The organism is Herbaspirillum huttiense (genome assembly GCF_004367745.1).
In the GTDB taxonomy this organism is placed as follows: Bacteria; Pseudomonadota; Gammaproteobacteria; order Burkholderiales; family Burkholderiaceae_D; genus Herbaspirillum; species Herbaspirillum huttiense.
This window is the reverse complement of the sequence record NZ_CP037993.1, coordinates 4027938-4041369: the sequence shown is the minus strand read 5'-3', so window position 1 is coordinate 4041369 and position 13432 is coordinate 4027938. Positions and strand designations below refer to the sequence as shown.

The following is a 13432-nucleotide window of genomic DNA, read 5'->3' as shown; positions in this document are numbered from 1 at the left end:
ACCGGCCGGAGGCCGATATGAACCATGCTTCCCGCCAACAGTCCCTGATGGAGACGAGCGCGGCAAATCCGGCCGATTCCATTCGCGCAGTGCGGGATGATTGGTAAAATCGGGTTTTTGCTGCACCTGAATTGGCTTCCTGCTGTCTTAGCCTTCACTTTAGCCCTCATTTTCTGACCTCCATTTCCCTTCCCGGACAGGCCTCCATGCGCACCGATACGCCCCAGACGATCTACCGTAAAGACTACGCCGCTCCCAATTACCTGGCTGACACCGTCGAGATGGGTTTCGACCTCGATCCCGCTGACACCCATGTGGCCACCCGCATCACCCTGACCCGCAACCCGGCCGCCAAGGGCCGCGACCTGATCCTCTTCGGCGAAGAGCTGGAACTGGTGGCCCTGCGCCTGAACGGCAAGACGCTCTCGCAGGCAAAGGGCGATTTCCGCATCGCCGGCGGCGTGCTGACCATCCCCGCCGCCCCGGCCAAGGTGACGCTGGAGATCGAGACCCTGGTCCATCCGGACCGCAATACCTCGCTCATGGGCCTGTACGTGTCCAACGGCAATTTCTTCACCCAGTGCGAGGCAGAAGGTTTCCGCAAGATCACCTATTTCCCGGATCGTCCGGACGTGATGGCCAAATTCACCGTCATGCTGCGTGCCGACAAGGCGCGCTACCCGGTGCTGCTGTCCAACGGCAACCTGATCGAAGAGGGTGAGCTGCCCGATGGCCGCCACTATGCGAAGTGGGAAGATCCGTTCAAGAAGCCTTCTTACCTGTTCGCCCTGGTGGCCGGCCAGCTGGTCTGCCAGGAAGAAACCGTGCGCCTGCACTCGGGCCGCGATGCGCTGCTGCAGGTGTGGGTGGAAGAGGGCAACCTCGACAAGACCCAGCACGCCATGGAGTCGCTGAAGAACAGCATCACCTGGGACGTGGAACGCTTCGGCCTGGATCTCGACCTGGACCGCTTCATGATCGTGGCAGTGGGCGACTTCAACATGGGCGCCATGGAAAACAAGGGCCTGAACATCTTCAACACCAAGTACGTGCTGGCCAACCCGCGCATCGCCACCGATGTCGACTTCGCCAACATCGAAGCGGTGGTCGGCCACGAATATTTCCACAACTGGACCGGCAACCGCGTCACCTGCCGCGACTGGTTCCAGCTGTCCCTGAAGGAAGGCCTGACCGTCTTCCGCGACCAGGAATTTTCGGCTGACATGATCGGCAGCGACAGCGGCCGCGCCGTCAAGCGCATCGATGACGTGCGCGTACTGCGCCAGGCGCAGTTCCCGGAAGATGCCGGTCCGATGGCCCACCCGGTGCGTCCCGACTCGTTCGTGGAGATCAACAATTTCTACACCGTCACCGTCTACGAAAAGGGCGCTGAAGTGGTGCGCATGTACCAGACCCTGCTGGGCCGTGACGGCTTCCGCAAGGGCATGGATCTGTACTTCAAGCGCCACGATGGCCAGGCCGTGACCTGCGACGATTTCCGTGCCGCCATGGCCGACGCCAATGGCCGCGACCTGTCGCAATTCGAACGCTGGTACAGCCAGGCCGGCACGCCGCTGGTGCAAGCCAGCGCGGACTACGACGCCAAGCGCAAGACCCTGACCCTGACGCTGGAACAAAGCTGCCCGGCCACGCCCGGCCAGAAGAAGAAACAGCCCTTCCACATTCCGGTGGCCGTGGGCCTGCTGGATGCGCAGGGCCGTGACCTGGCGCTGACCCTGCAAGGCGAGAAGAAGGCCGGCGCCACCACCCGCGTGCTGGAACTGACCAAGGCCCAGCAGAGCTTCACCTTCATCAATGTCGATGAAAAACCGGTGCCGTCGCTGCTGCGCGGGTTCTCCGCGCCGGTGGTCCTGCAATACGACTACAGCGATGCCGAACTGGCCTTCCTGATGGCCCACGACAGCGATGCCTTCAACCGCTGGGAAGCCGGCCAGCGCCTGGCCACGCGCCGTTTGCTGAACCTGACGGTGGCCGTGCAGGCCGCACGCCAGTCCGGCCATGTGGTGGCGGTCGATACCGTGCTCAACAACATCGAGCACGATGGTGCCCTGGCCGAAGCGCTGCGCGCCACCCTCAAGGACGAGTCGCTGGACCCGGCCTTCCGCGAACTGGTGCTGACCCTGCCGTCGGAAACCATGATCGCCGAACAGATGGAAGTCATCGACCCGCACGCCATCCATGTGGCGCGCCAGTTCCTGCGCCGCTCGCTGGCGCGCGAACTGCGCGATGATCTGCTGGCGGTGTATCGCGCCCACCAGACTCCCGGTGCCTACAGCCCTGATGCCGCTTCGGCCGGTCACCGTGCCTTGAAGAACGTGGCCCTGTCCTACCTGGCCGAGCTGGATGATGAAGAAGCCATGGCCCTGGCCCAGCAGCAGGACCAGGACGCCAACAACATGACCGACCGCCTGGCCGCACTCTCGGCGGTCCTGAACAGCGCCGCCCCCGGCAAGAGCGAAGCCCTGCAGCGCTTCTATGCCGAGTTCGAACAGGAAGCCCTGGTCATCGACAAGTGGTTCACCCTGCAGGCCACCGCCCGCAATGCCGACGTGAACACCGTGCGCACCCTGACCGAGCATCCGGCCTTCACATTGAAAAATCCGAATCGCGCACGCAGCCTGATCTTCAGCTTCTGCAACGGCAACCCCTCGGCTTTCCATGCGCTGGACGGCAACGGCTATGCCTTCTGGGCCGAACAGGTGATCGCCCTGAACGGCAGCAATCCGCAGGTGGCCGCCCGCCTGGCGCGCAGCCTGGACCGCTGGCGCAAGTACACCCCGGCGCTGCAGGAAAAGATGCGCCTGGCCCTGCAACAGGTTGCGGCTACCCCCAAACTCTCGCGCGATGTGGCCGAAGTCATCACCAAGGCCCTGGCCGATTGATCTGTCAGACAGATAATTGACCCCTCACTCATTCATCCGATTCATTAAATAAAAACCACTGCAAGGAAGACCACCATGAAACGTATCAGCCTCACGCAACACCTGATCGAGCAGCAGCGTCTGCACAACAAGATCCCGTCCGAACTGCGCCTGCTGATCGAAGTCGTCGGCCGTGCCTGCAAGTCGATCTCGCATGCGGTCGGCAAGGGCGCGCTGGGCGAAGTGCTGGGCAGCGCCGGCAGCGAGAACGTGCAGGGCGAAGTGCAGAAGAAGCTGGACGTGATCTCCAACGAGATCCTGCTGGAAGCCAATGAATGGGGCGGCCACCTGGCAGCCATGGCCTCCGAAGAAATGGAGACCATCCACCGCATCCCCAACCGCTATCCCAAGGGCGAATACCTGCTGATGTTCGATCCGCTGGATGGCTCCTCCAACATCGACGTCAACGTCTCCATTGGTACCATCTTCTCGGTGCTGAAGGCCCCGGAAGGCATGACCGAACCCAGCGAGCAGGACTTCATGCAGCCGGGCACCAAGCAGGTCGCTGCCGGCTATGCCGTCTACGGCCCGCAGACCGTGCTGGTGCTGACCACCGGCGACGGCGTGCACTGCTTCACCCTGGACCGCGAAATGGGCGCCTGGGTGCTGACCCAGAAGGACATCAAGATTCCCGAAGACACCAAGGAATTCGCCATCAACGCTTCCAACCAGCGTCACTGGTTCCCGCCGGTCACTCGCTACGTGGATGAAATGCTGGCCGGCTCCACCGGTCCGCGCGGCAAGGATTTCAACATGCGCTGGATCGCCTCCATGGTGGCCGACGTGCATCGCATCCTGAACCGCGGCGGCATCTTCATGTACCCGGCCGATGCGCGTGAGCCGGGCAAGCCGGGCAAGCTGCGCCTGATGTACGAAGCCAACCCGATGGCCTTCATCGTCGAGCAGGCCGGTGGCGCCGCCACCGATGGCCAGCAGCGCATCCTCGACATCCAGCCGGAAAAGCTGCACCAGCGCGTGGCCGTGTTCCTGGGCTCGAAGAATGAAGTGGAGCGCGTGACCTCCTATCACAAGGAATAAGCGTCCGGCGAATCACTCGCCTGCTGCAGAACATGCCGCCCGGTTTGCACCGGGCGGCATTTTTTATGCCCGCTTTTCTGTGCGGTTTACCGCAGGTTTTTCTGTGCGTGATTCTGCTGCGCGCGTGTCAGCTCTGTGCCGATGGCGCTCCCGCCTGCGCCAGCCGCACCTGATTGCGCCCGCCATGCTTGGCTTCATAGAGGGCCGCATCGGCGCGCCCCAGCAAGTCTTCCACGGTGCGCTCGCCCGCTGGCAGCAATTCCATGGCACACACGCCCGCGCTGGCCGTGACCACGCCGCGCGGATTGCCGCGATGGGGCAGGTCCAGCGCCTGGATGCCGGCGCGGATCTTTTCCGCCACCTGCACCGCACCGGCGGCATCGGTATCGGGCAGCAGCATGAGCATTTCCTCGCCGCCATAGCGCGCGGCCAGATCGCCCGGCCGGCGCTGGCGCTCGCGCAGGACGGCGGCAATGCGGCGCAGACATTCGTCGCCCGCCTGGTGGCCGTAGAGGTCGTTGTACTGCTTGAAGAAATCCACATCGATCATGATCAGCGAGAGTGCCGACTTGCTGCGTGCGGCACGCCGGAATTCCGCCGCCAGCACGGTATCGAGATGACGGCGGTTGGCCAGGCCGGTCAGGCCATCCTGATGCGCCAGCTGCTCCAGCCGCTGGTTGGCCTGGTGCAGCTCGCCCATCACCTGCAGCGCGCGATCCTCGGCCACCAGGCGCAGCTCGATCTGTCCGATCAGCCGCCAGCCGAACAGCCCGATGATGATCAGCAACAGCAGCACCGCCGCACCATACACGATGGTCTGCTGCCGCCACGGGGCCAGCGCTTCATCCCTCGACGTGGTCACGGTGACGATCAGCGGGAAGCCCTGTACCGGCTGGTACGACACGTAGCGATCGATGTCGTCCAGCGGCGAATGCAGCAGTACATGGCCGCTGGTTGGACTGGCAAGCGCTTCGCCGATGGCCGGGTCCAGGCTCAGGTCGCGATTGATGAAGGCGGGATCGAAAGGCTGCCGCGTCAGGACCTTGCCGGGCCGCAGGAGCAACAGGATGGAACTGTCGCGGCCGATCTCCACGGTCTGGTACAGGGCGTTGAAGTGGTCCAGCCGCAATGTCGCCAGCAGCAGCCCGGCGAAGCGGCCATCCGGATGATTCAGGCGGCGCGACATCGGAATGATCCACTGGTCGGTACTGCGGCTGAGCAGGGTCGGATGGATGTGCGGTTCGGGATCGTCGTGATCGCGGTGGTAGATGAAATACGCGCGGTCGCTGTTGTTGGCATCGCTGGCACGCGGCGGCGAGGAACTGGCCACGCGATTGCCGTGCTCGTCGAAGATGTAGAGCCCGTCGAGCTGCGGCATTTCGCTGGCCAGACGGCGCAGGATCGGGCTCATGGCATGCAGCTGCGCATGGGAGATGCCGGCCTCGTCGATACGATCGCTGATGTTGATCAGCGCGCCGTGGGTGGCCTGGAACACGTCATAGGCATGGCGCGCCAGGGCACGCGCGATGTTGCCGGAATAGATGCGGGTGTTGTCCAGCTGCACCGTGCGCGCGGCCAGGCTTTGCCAGACGTGGCCGGCGGCAATGGCCACGCAGATCAGCGCGACGAACAGCCGTGCCCGCCGCGCCACGGAATGGCGCGCTACCCGCCCTGCCTTTGCCAGCATTGGCCGCATCGTCCGTGTCTCCCCTCCCGGCCGGTCTGTTCCCTCCCCAGGGTGGACCGTTTGAACCAGTATAAGGAGATGGCTCAGCCGTACTGGCCGCGATCAGTCCGTGAAAAAGCCTTCAATTCGTGGGCTGCACCGCCGGCCGGCGCATCAGCTTGACGCTGTGCAGTGCGGTCAGCAGCACCGACAGCCAGATCGGCACATAGGTGCCCAGTTGCGCCAGCTGCAGGCTTTCGCCCAGCACCGCCATGGCCACCAGGACCAGCAGTACCGGTTCCACATAACCGAGGATGCCGAACAGCCCCATCGGCAGCAGCTTGCCGGCACGCAGGTAGCTGGTCAGGGCGATCATGCTGAGAATGCCCAGGCCGGGCAGCAGCAGCCACATGGCGGGGGTACGCAGGGTAGGGCCGGTGGCCGGGCTGAGCACCAGGGCCAGCAGGGAGGGCAGCGCCAGCACCATCAGTTCCACCGCGAAGATGAGCATGGAATCGAGCCGGATGCGTCGGCGCAGCATGAAGTAGGGCGGATAGCCCAGCGCCACTGCCAGCGTCGGCCAGGAGAAGGCGCGCGTCATCCACAGTTCATGCGCCACGCCGACGCAGGCGCACAGCACTGCCAGGCGCTGCAGCAGATCCATCTTCTCGCCATAGTGGAAGCGGCCTACCAGTACCATCGACAGCGGCAGCATGAAGTAGCCCAGCGAGACTTCCAGCGCCCGGCCATTGACCGAGCCCCACAGGAACAGCCATTGCTGCAGGGCCAGCAGGGCCGCCATCAGTACCAGCAATGCGATGCGCGCGGGGCTGGCCAGCAGTTCGGCCATGGCCGCGCGCAGCCGGGGCAATTCGCTGCGCCAGGCCAGCAGGCCGAGCACGCAGAGCAGGGTGATGAGGATGCGCCAGGCAAAGATGTCCGTGCCATCCAGCGGGGCCAGCAGACGGGTGTATCCGGACAGGAAGGCGAACAGGGAAGAGGCCAGCACGGACAAGCCGATGCCGCGGCCGACAAGTTGAGGGTTCATCGCAGGACCAGGTGCGTCCGGCGCGAGGGAGAGGCACCGGCAAAAGCGCGATTCTACGGCAAGCCGGGGCTGCGGGTCGCGCGCATGCAAAAAGCCCCGGCCGAAGCCGGGGCTTTGAGGTCGACGCGAGGAAGGAAATTATGCGCCCGGGGAAGTGCCCAGCGGGCCGTCCTTCTGTTCACGTGCATAGTTGTTGGGCTGGCCGTTCGGGACTTCATAGCTCTTGCGGTCCACATACTGGCCATTCTGGCCGCTTTCCTGCATGGCCGCCGGCGAGGCGGTCTGCTGGCCCTGGTAGTTGTAGTACTGCGACTGCGAGGACGAATCGTATTGCTGCTGCTGCGCGCCCTGCATCGAGCTGCCGCCCTGGTCATAGGACTGGGCATAGGCACCGGTGGCGAAAGTGGCAGCGGCCAGTACGGCGGCGGTGAGGAAGGTCTTGGTCATGGCTGTTCTCCTTTATCCTTGGTTGTGCATTCGATGGCGCTGAATGCAATCGGGACTTCAGTTGCAGTGGCGGATACGATCATGCATGCATCCGCAGGTTGGCCTTCGTTTCCCAAAAGCAGGCACGGCACGATAAGACTTGAAAACATGTGTCGGGTGGCCTGCATTGCCTGAAAACTTGGGTTCATCATAGGAAGACCGCAGCGCCGCGACAGTCGGAAAGCCCAGCATGTTCTTGTCGGACATTTCGCGCGCGTCTGACAGCCGGCTTGATCGGCGTCCGAGCGCAAATCCAGGGTTTTCGATTGATGCAGAATTGAGTGCAATCCAGCTCATCCATGCACAGGCCGCATCAATGCGGCCTGTGCAAATGATCAAAGTGCGAGTCATTTTCGCGGTGACAGGCGCCGGACGTGTCAGCCTGCAAGCTGACACATCGCCCCGGTTTCGTTACAAAACGTATCACTGCCTCATTCTGGCGCAGTGGCAAAACGCTAAGTAAATGTCCTTTGCGAGCTTGTGTGAGAATGTGGGCAAATGCGTTCAGACGGACAGAGGGTCGGACCAATGTGCGCCCATCCGGCCTCATTCGACCCCACGCCCGCCTGATCTGCGACAGGGAAGTGCGACTCGCTGTGGCAAAAATGCGCATCTCTCCCAAGCGGCGCGAATTGCGTTTTGGCAGGTGGCACAACCGGGGTATTCTCAGTCGCATGGGTTTGCTCACACCGCCTGTCCAGGGTTGCGTGCTGAAGCAGAACAAGGGGGACATCATGACCAAACCAACAAGCACCGCGATGCTGGCCGTGCTGGCAGCAATGACTGCGCTCAGCGCACCGCTGACGGTCCACGCTGCCGAATGCAGCAAGGTCGTCATCTCGGCCGATTCCGATTACGCGCCCTTGCACTGGTACGACGGCAAGCGCCTCACCGGTGCCAGCATCGAGATCGCCACGCGCGCCCTGAGTGCGCTCAACATTCCCTATGAGGTACGCTACGTCGGTCCTTTCCACCGCGTGCTCAAGGAGGCTGAGAGCGGGCAAGTGGCGATGGTGTCCTCGCTCAAGAACACGCCGGAACGCCAGTCCTACCTGGCTTTTGCTTCGGTGCCGCTGTTTTCCAATCCGATTGCGGTCTTCGTGGCGCGCGACAAGCGCTTCGCCTACGGCGGCTGGAAGGACCTGATCGGCAAGCGCGGTGCCGTCACGCTGGGCAACCAGTTCGGTGGCGGCTTCGATGAATTCCTGCGTGACAATCTCATCATCGAGACGTCGCAAAAGTTTTACATGAATTTCTCCAAGCTCGATTCGGGCCGTATCGACTACCTCATCACCGGTTATTACAACGGCGTGATCTATCTGAACCAGAACGGCTTGGCCGATCGCTTCATGCCGCTGCGCCCCTTCGTCAGCGAGAGTGACAACTACATCGCCATGAGCCGGGCCAGTCCCTGCGTGAAGCTGCTGCCCCGTATCAACGCGCAGCTGGAAGCGATGCAGAAGAGCGGCGAATTGCGGGCTGTGCTGCAGAGTTTTGAAACCGATTTGCGCATCGACACTGCCAACCCCGATCAAACTGGCCGCGCCAAATGAAGCCCGGCCCGTAGGCTGCACTTGCGTTTCCGGCAGCTGCACAACAATGTAAACCGCTCACTGTGGCCATCTCCCAGAGCCGTCTGGCAGCGATGCTGTGCAGCGAGCGCGTTCAAACCATGCGCCGCGCTGCGGCGTTCTCGCTTCTCATCACTTCATTCTCACATCCGCCGTCTCCGGCGCTGCGCATCGCGGTGTGCAGAGGCGGCGGATTTTCTTTTCTCGCGCGCACGGGAAGACCGCGTGAGTTTCAATGAGACGCTGTGAGTTCCGGTGACACATGCAGGCTTGCATGCCAATTTTTCTTTCCGTACGGAACTCTGCCAGCATGGTCATAGTCTAGTCAGGACTCGTATTTGCATCGGGAACAGCGATGTGAGGCGAGACGGTCGGAATTGCACAACAAAACTGGACGCCACTGTTGAAATCCATAGGGAAAACAGGGTGGCATCCGTAGAATTGCCCGACTGCAAAAAGCCGCAACGACGCGGCTTGATGGCGCAACGGAGCGTCTCGCGCAACAGCGCAAGCGGCCAACGATGGCCCTGTCTACACTCCAACACCAACAACATCATGCGCTCCTGGATCAATCATCTCAATTACTCACGCAAGTTCGTCCTCATCGGCGCACTCGCTTTTATGCTATTCATCGTGCCTGCCACCCTCCTGGTGCGCAGCAATCTCGATGACCTCGCCACTGCCCAGCGTGAATCGCTGGCCCTTGCACCCGGCCGGGAACTGCTGCTGCTGCTCAAGCAAATGCAACAGCATCGCGGTCTGTCGGCCCTGTATCTGGCCGATGGTGACGGCGCAGCCGCCAGCCGCGCAGAGCGCCAGAAGGAAGTCGATGCCACCTTCGACCGTGTGCGCAGCGGCCTCAAGCCGTTGGAGGACAAGGCCCTCACCGATGCGCTCGATGGCCTCAATGCGGACTGGCGCGCACTCACGCAAAGTATCGCCAGCAAGTCCATCAATGGCGCGCAGAGCAATGTGCAACATGCGCAACTGATCAAGCGCGAGCTGGACCTGCTGGACGACGTGGCCAACAGTTCTGGCCTGGCGCTGGAAGCGGAGGCTGCGTTGTTCTACGTGCAGCGCGCGGTCATGTCCGAACTGCCGCAACTGACCGAAGCACTGGGCCAGGCCCGTGCGCGCGGTGCCGTGATGCTGGGACGCGGCCAGGCCGATGCGGAAGAACGTGCCCGCCTGGAAAACCTGTCCGACCGTGCCCGCCGCAGCTATGAAAGCGCCCGCCGTTCGCTCACCCTGGCAGCGGGTCGCCACCCCCTGCCGGCCGAGGTGGAAAGCGCCCGTGCAGCAGCCGTCACCGCGGCCGACGAAGCCTTCAAACTGGCCGACAGTGCCATCGTGCGCGCCGATCAGCTGACCATGCCGGCCCCGCAATGGGTGTCCACCATGACGCGCATCATCGATACGCAATTCGTGCTGGTGACGACGTCCTTCGACATGATGCGTGACGAGTTGCAAGCCAAGATCCCGCGCCTGCGCAATGAACTGATCGTGCTGTGTGCTTCGCTGGCGGTGCTGGCCATGGCTGCGCTGTGGCTGATGGTCGCCATCACCCGTGCCACGACCAGTTCGCTGTCGGAAGCGGTGCGCCTGACCGAGGCGGTATCGGCCGGTGACCTGACCCAGCATGTCGAGGTCAAGGGCAGTGATGAAGTGGCGCGCCTGCTCATGGCGATGCAGGCCATGACGGCGCAACTGAGCATGGTGGTCGGCAGTGTGCGCAGCAATTCGGAGAGCGTGGCCACCGCCAGCGCCCAGATTGCCCAGGGCAATGCGGACCTGAGCAAGCGCACCGAAGAGCAAGCCAGCGCCCTGCAGCAGACTGCCGCTTCCATGGAAGAACTGGGATCGACCGTGCAGCAGAATGCCGACGGTGCCCGCCAGGCCGGCCAGCTGGCGCGTGATGCCGCCGAGGTGGCCAGCCAGGGTGGCGCGGTGGTGCAGCAGGTGGTGCAGACCATGCAGGCTATCCACGCCGGCTCGGACCGCATCAGCGACATCATCGGCGTGATCGATGGCATTGCTTTCCAGACCAACATCCTGGCGCTCAACGCGGCGGTGGAAGCCGCCCGTGCCGGCGAGCAGGGACGCGGCTTTGCGGTGGTGGCCACCGAAGTGCGCAGCCTGGCCCAGCGTTCGGCCACGGCGGCGCGCGAGATCAAGGAACTGATCACCGCCAGCGTCGACCAGGTCGGGCAGGGTACGCAGCTGGCCGATCAGGCCGGCAAGACGATGGAAGAGATCGTGACCTCGATTCGCCGTGTCAGCGACATCATGGTCGGCATCAACGCCGCCACGGCCGAGCAGAACACCGGCATCGCCCAGGTCGGCCAGGCCGTGACCCAGATGGACAGCACCACCCAGCAGAATGCAGCGCTGGTGGAAGAAAGCGCCGCTGCGGCCATCAGCCTCTCGGGCCAGGCCCGCGAGCTGGTGCAGGCGGTGGCCGTGTTCCGTGTCGGAAGGGCAGCACTGGCGGCATGATCGGTTTGGCTGATGGCAGTACCGGTCTGATATCGGCTGGACGGATCATCTGCCCGATCGATCAATCAAGGCAGATTGAGCGATGCCGTCGATGAATCCCGACGGGGTGTTGTCCGATCTGCCACGCAAAAAGAAAAGTCCGCAGCATCTTGCTGCGGACTTTTTTGCATGCGGGAAAGAAATGTGATGGCGCTGACTGTGTCGCGCGGCTCAGCGATAGAACGGTTCAACCCGCCCCTTGAGCTTGGTCAGCATGGGATTGCCCTTGCGGTCGAGTGCACGGCCGGCGGGAATCTTGATCCAGCCTTCGCTGATGCAATACTCGCTGACGTTGTTGAATTCCTTGTCGTTGAGCTTGATGCCGATGTCATGCTCGAAGATGGCGGCAACGTAATGCGGGCTGCGGGGATCGACGCTGAGGCGGTCGGGGAGGGCGGGGCGTTGTGCGGTATCGTTCATGGGCGCGATTATCGGACATAAGAACCGCCAAGACAATGGGCCTCCGACGCCGCCCTGCTGCATCCTCCTACCGCCCGCCGGGCATTTTCCGACACCAAGGCTGGCCGCACGCTGATAGCGCTGGCCTGCGCTGGCGCGCATGCTCCATGCATCTGACTTTGCGCGAGGATGTATGCGATCTACCGTCGAGGAAATGCAGGCCGCCCGCTCGGCCGCCCAAGCCTACCGCCACCAGCCCGGCAGCCTGCAGGCCGCGCACGTGTATGCGCAACTGTTCGTCGCAACGCCCGACGAGGCCGCCTTGGCCATGGGCCGCGACTACCTTGTGCAACAGATGCAGGAAGCGCAAGAACTGCCCTGCGACCTGCCGCAGGAGCCCGCCGCATTGGCCAGCTGGATCGAAGCGCGCGCCGGTGAAGTCGGCGTTGCCTATGAAAGCTATCTCAAGGAACGCCAGCAAGGCGCGCCGCGCCGCTACTTCAGTGGCCGCGCCCATGCGCTCAATTTCCTGCGCTGCGTGGGCCCGACCAAGATGGTCGACGGTGCCTGGCTCTACAGCGCCATCCGGCGCTGGCGTGATCCGCTGTTCCGTCCGCTGATCCTCACCTATCTGGAAGAGCTGGGCGATGGCGATGCCGCCATGAATCACGTCACCCTCTATCGCAGCCTGCTGGCCGCCAACGGCTGCGAGCACGGACCGGCGCTGTCCGAAGAACACTATGTGCAAGGAGCCATCCAGCTGGGGCTGGCCCATCACGGGGCGGAATTCGAGGCCGAGGTGTTCGGCTTCAACCTCGGCTATGAGCAGTTGCCGCTGCACTTGCTCATCACCGCCTACGAACTCAATGAACTGGGTATCGACCCGTATTACTTCACCCTGCACGTCACCATCGACAATGCCGCCAGTGGACACGCCCGCAAGGCCGCCGAGGCGGTTGCGCAGGCGGCCGCCCAGGCTGCGGATCCGCAAGCCTTCATGCAGGGCGTGCGGCGCGGTTATCTGCTCAATGAGCTGGGCGCGAGCACGCTGGGCGTGATCAACTCCTTTGTCCTGCAGGATGAGGTGGTCAGGGTGCTGGCCGAGAAAGCGCCCTTCGGCCGCATGATGCACTCGGACTATTGCCGCATCGGCGGCAAGACGGTCAACCAGTGGCTGGAACAGCCCGATGGCATGGCCAGCTTCCTGGCGGAGATGGAAAAGGCCAAGTGGATCACGCGGGGCAAGCCAGCCGAGGAGAGCCGCTTCTGGCGGTTGATCGATGCCGCCGGTGGCCAGATGTTCGGGGTCTTCGAGGGCTATGAAAAGCAGGTTATCCGTGAGTGGATCGAGGAAGGGTGGAGCGATGGCCGCCGTCAGCCGAGCTTCCGCGCACTGGCGCGCGGGCGTGAGAACGCCGCTGCCGAAGCCCCTGCCGTGCCGGCCGTGGCCTTGGGCGAGGTCGATCTCGATGCGCTCGTGGCCGAGCTGGCACCGGGGCGGCATCATTTCGTGCCCGGTTTGGAGGCGACGCGGCGCTACAGCGAGCGTTACCGGCGTGCATGTGTGGCGTGAGCGCCGCGCCACGCAGCGCCGGTGACGGGAGCGCCGCGGCAGTCGGCTATAATGTCGGGCCTTGGCCGCTGGCCGCCCCGCAGGATGCACGCTCGCAGCCGATGTGAAGTTGCAGGCGCGGAGGCGGCGGCCCGACCCGTCAACCCGCCGGCACTCCGCCGGCTGCTGGAGAAA

Annotated in this window: 9 protein-coding genes; 5 read left to right on the top strand and 4 right to left on the bottom strand. The window is 63.5% G+C overall.

Going from position 1 to position 13432, the window contains the following annotated elements:
- The first annotated feature begins 206 nt into the window (after window positions 1-206).
- Together pepN and E2K99_RS18070 are read left to right on the top strand one after the other, a co-directional pair.
- The gene (gene pepN / locus E2K99_RS18075; protein ID WP_134223101.1) at window positions 207-2903 is read left to right on the top strand and encodes an aminopeptidase N; all 2697 of its coding nucleotides are present in this window, start codon (window positions 207-209) and stop codon (window positions 2901-2903) included.
- Between the two features lie 75 nt (window positions 2904-2978).
- Window positions 2979-3980 (top strand): class 1 fructose-bisphosphatase, encoded by a 1002-nt coding sequence (locus E2K99_RS18070; protein WP_039784418.1) that lies wholly within the window; start codon window positions 2979-2981, stop codon window positions 3978-3980.
- Between the two features lie 127 nt (window positions 3981-4107).
- On the opposite strand, the gene E2K99_RS18065 is transcribed toward E2K99_RS18070, so the two are convergent.
- The 3 genes from E2K99_RS18065 to E2K99_RS18055 all read right to left on the bottom strand — a co-directional run bounded on the left by E2K99_RS18065 (window position 4108) and on the right by E2K99_RS18055 (window position 7141).
- Window positions 4108-5667, bottom strand: a complete 1560-nt coding sequence (locus tag E2K99_RS18065) for a sensor domain-containing diguanylate cyclase (protein WP_240733749.1) — start codon at window positions 5665-5667, stop codon at window positions 4108-4110.
- 121 nt (window positions 5668-5788) lie between these two features.
- Window positions 5789-6694 carry an EamA family transporter RarD gene (rarD, locus tag E2K99_RS18060; RefSeq protein ID WP_134223099.1) on the bottom strand — a complete coding sequence of 302 codons (906 nt, stop codon included), beginning with the start codon at window positions 6692-6694 and terminating at the stop codon, window positions 5789-5791.
- A gap of 138 nt (window positions 6695-6832) precedes the next feature.
- Window positions 6833-7141 (bottom strand): hypothetical protein, encoded by a 309-nt coding sequence (locus E2K99_RS18055; protein ID WP_034334554.1) that lies wholly within the window; start codon window positions 7139-7141, stop codon window positions 6833-6835.
- Between the two features lie 797 nt (window positions 7142-7938).
- On the opposite strand from E2K99_RS18055, the gene E2K99_RS18050 reads away from it, so the two are divergent.
- Window positions 7939-8733, top strand: a complete 795-nt coding sequence (locus E2K99_RS18050) for a substrate-binding periplasmic protein (RefSeq protein ID WP_134224156.1) — start codon at window positions 7939-7941, stop codon at window positions 8731-8733.
- A gap of 651 nt (window positions 8734-9384) precedes the next feature.
- Window positions 9385-11247 (top strand): methyl-accepting chemotaxis protein, encoded by a 1863-nt coding sequence (locus E2K99_RS18045; RefSeq protein WP_276321803.1) that lies wholly within the window; start codon window positions 9385-9387, stop codon window positions 11245-11247.
- Window positions 11248-11457: 210 nt separating this feature from the next.
- Here E2K99_RS18045 and E2K99_RS18040 read toward each other — a convergent pair whose 3' ends face one another.
- Window positions 11458-11706 carry a DUF3297 family protein gene (locus tag E2K99_RS18040; protein WP_034334548.1) on the bottom strand — a complete coding sequence of 83 codons (249 nt, stop codon included), beginning with the start codon at window positions 11704-11706 and terminating at the stop codon, window positions 11458-11460.
- Between the two features lie 172 nt (window positions 11707-11878).
- On the opposite strand from E2K99_RS18040, the gene E2K99_RS18035 reads away from it, so the two are divergent.
- Window positions 11879-13258 (top strand): iron-containing redox enzyme family protein, encoded by a 1380-nt coding sequence (locus tag E2K99_RS18035; protein WP_166675082.1) that lies wholly within the window; start codon window positions 11879-11881, stop codon window positions 13256-13258.
- Window positions 13259-13432: the final 174 nt, after the last annotated feature.